We start from the raw sequence: 2,060 nt of genomic DNA, 5'->3' as shown, positions 1-2,060 counted from the left end.
CCCTTGCAGGTCGCGGGGCAGGGGGCGGATGTGGTGGGGGACGAGCCCTTGCTGCTCGCCCGGGTCGCGCCGGCCTGGGTGGCGCGCGATCGGGTGGCGGGGGCCAGGGCGATCCGCGCGGCGGGTGGTAATGTCATCGTGATGGACGATGGTTTCCAGAACCCCGCCCTGAAGAAGACCCTGTCCTTCCTCGTCCTCGACGGTGGCGCGGGCCTCGGCAACGGACGGGTGATTCCGGCCGGACCTTTACGCGAAGACTGGGCGGAAGCGCGGGCACGGGCACAGGCCGTGGTCATCGTCGGCGCCGCGACCCGGGCGATGCCCGACATGGGCGGCCTGCCGGCGCTGCGCGCGGCTATCCGGCCGGTGGACGCCGGGCGATTCGACGGGCGCCGTGTCCTTGCCTTCGCCGGGATCGGCCGGCCGGGCAAGTTCTTCGACAGTCTGGCCGAGGCGGGCGCGATCACCGTCGGCACGCGGGCCTTCGCCGATCATCATCCCTATGCCCCGGCCGAGATCGAAGCCCTGCGGGAAGAGGCGCGCGTCCTCGAAGCCACGCTGGTCACCACGGCCAAGGATGCCGCCCGCCTGAGCGGCGACATGGCCGAGGGCATCGAGGTGTTCGAGATCGGTCTTGCCGTGGATTCCCCGACGTTGCTCGACCAATTGCTGGGGGCCGCCTTGCGCGATTAGGTCTCGAAACTGTCGTGGGGCGGGTTCATGCTGTGTCGCGGCAATTCTCGAGGAGGCCATTCATGCTTAAAGGGCGCAACGCCATCGTCACCGGATCGACCAGTGGCATCGGCCTTGGCATTGCCCGCGGTTTCGCCGCCGCCGGCGCCAATGTCGTGATCAACGGCTTCGGCAAGCCCGAGGATATCGAGAAGGAACGGGCGGGGCTCGAGTCCGAATTCGGCGTCACCGCGATCTATTCGGGCGCCGACATGAGCAAGGGCGACCAGATCGCCGCCATGGTCGCCGAGGCCGAGGAAAAGCTGGGCTCCGTCGACATTCTGGTGAACAACGCCGGCATCCAGCTGGTCAGCCCGATCGATACTTTCCCGATCGAGAAGTTCGAGCAGATCGTCGCGATCAACATGGTCAGCAATTTCCACGCGATCCGCGCTGCCCTGCCGGGCATGAAGAAGCGCAACTGGGGCCGCATCATCAATGTCGCCTCAGCCCATGGCCTCGTCGCCTCGCCCTTCAAGTCGGCCTATGTCGCGGCCAAGCATGGCGTCGTCGGCATGACCAAGACGGTCGCCCTCGAAATCGCCGAACAGCACATCACCTGCAACGCGATCTGTCCCGGTTTCGTCCGCACCCCCCTCGTGGAGGCGCAGATCGCCGATCAGGCCAAGGTCAACAACATGCCGGTCGAGAATGTCATTCGCGACATCATCCTCGCCTCGCAGCCGAACAAGCGCTTCGTCGAAGTGTCGGAAATCGCCGCGCTGGCGATCTTCCTCGCCGGCGATCACGCGCTTTCGATCAACGGCGCCTCGATCTCGATCGACGGCGGCTGGACCGCGCGCTGATCAACCCTCGATCAGCGGGGCGGCGGGGCCGGTTTCCAGTTCCGCCGCCGAGTCTTCCTTCAGGTCGATGCCGGTGAGGCCCCGGCTCAGCGCCTCGCGGGTCAGCCAGGCGATCTTGAAGGCGGCGTCCCGGGGCTCCAGCCCGCCCGGGCGGATGTTCGAGACGCAGTTGCGCGCCGAATCGGGCGTGCCTTCCGCCGGCCGGAAGGTGATGTAACAGCCCAGCGAATCCGCCGCCGACAGGCCCGGCCGCTCCCCGATCAGGACGATGACCAGTTCCGCTTCGAGCGCGGCGCCGATGGGATCGCCGATGGCGACCCTGCCCTGTTCAGCGATGACGACCGCATCGACCGCGAGGCCGTAAGCCTCTAGCCGGGCGGCGATCGCGTCGAGGGTGGGCAGGGCATTGGCGCTGACCGCGGCGGCCGACAGGCCATCGGCGATGACGGCGACGATGCGCGCCGCTCCCAGTTTCGAGCGCAGCAGGGCGGCATTGGCCGGGGCCAGCGCCCGGCCGAGGTC

The 2,060-nt window shown here is 68.1% G+C and carries 3 protein-coding genes; 2 read left to right on the top strand and 1 reads right to left on the bottom strand.

Annotated elements, in window-relative coordinates:
* A partial coding sequence (gene lpxK, locus WAZ62_RS22400) for a tetraacyldisaccharide 4'-kinase (protein ID WP_422645738.1) occupies positions 1–693 on the top strand: 693 nt, incomplete at its 5' end.
* A 62-nt stretch (positions 694–755) separates the two neighbouring features.
* Entirely contained in the window at positions 756–1,538 is a 783-nt protein-coding gene (locus WAZ62_RS22395; RefSeq protein ID WP_422645737.1) for a 3-hydroxybutyrate dehydrogenase, read from the top strand.
* On the opposite strand, the gene WAZ62_RS22390 is transcribed toward WAZ62_RS22395, so the two are convergent.
* The coding region (locus tag WAZ62_RS22390; RefSeq protein WP_422645736.1) for an ethanolamine ammonia-lyase light chain EutC at positions 1,539–2,060 on the bottom strand (522 nt) is incomplete at its 5' end.

Origin of the sequence: Zavarzinia sp., from assembly GCF_049306435.1 — a bacterium.
Classification (GTDB): Bacteria; Pseudomonadota; Alphaproteobacteria; order Zavarziniales; family Zavarziniaceae; genus Zavarzinia.
This window is presented reverse-complemented; position numbering and strand designations above follow the sequence as displayed.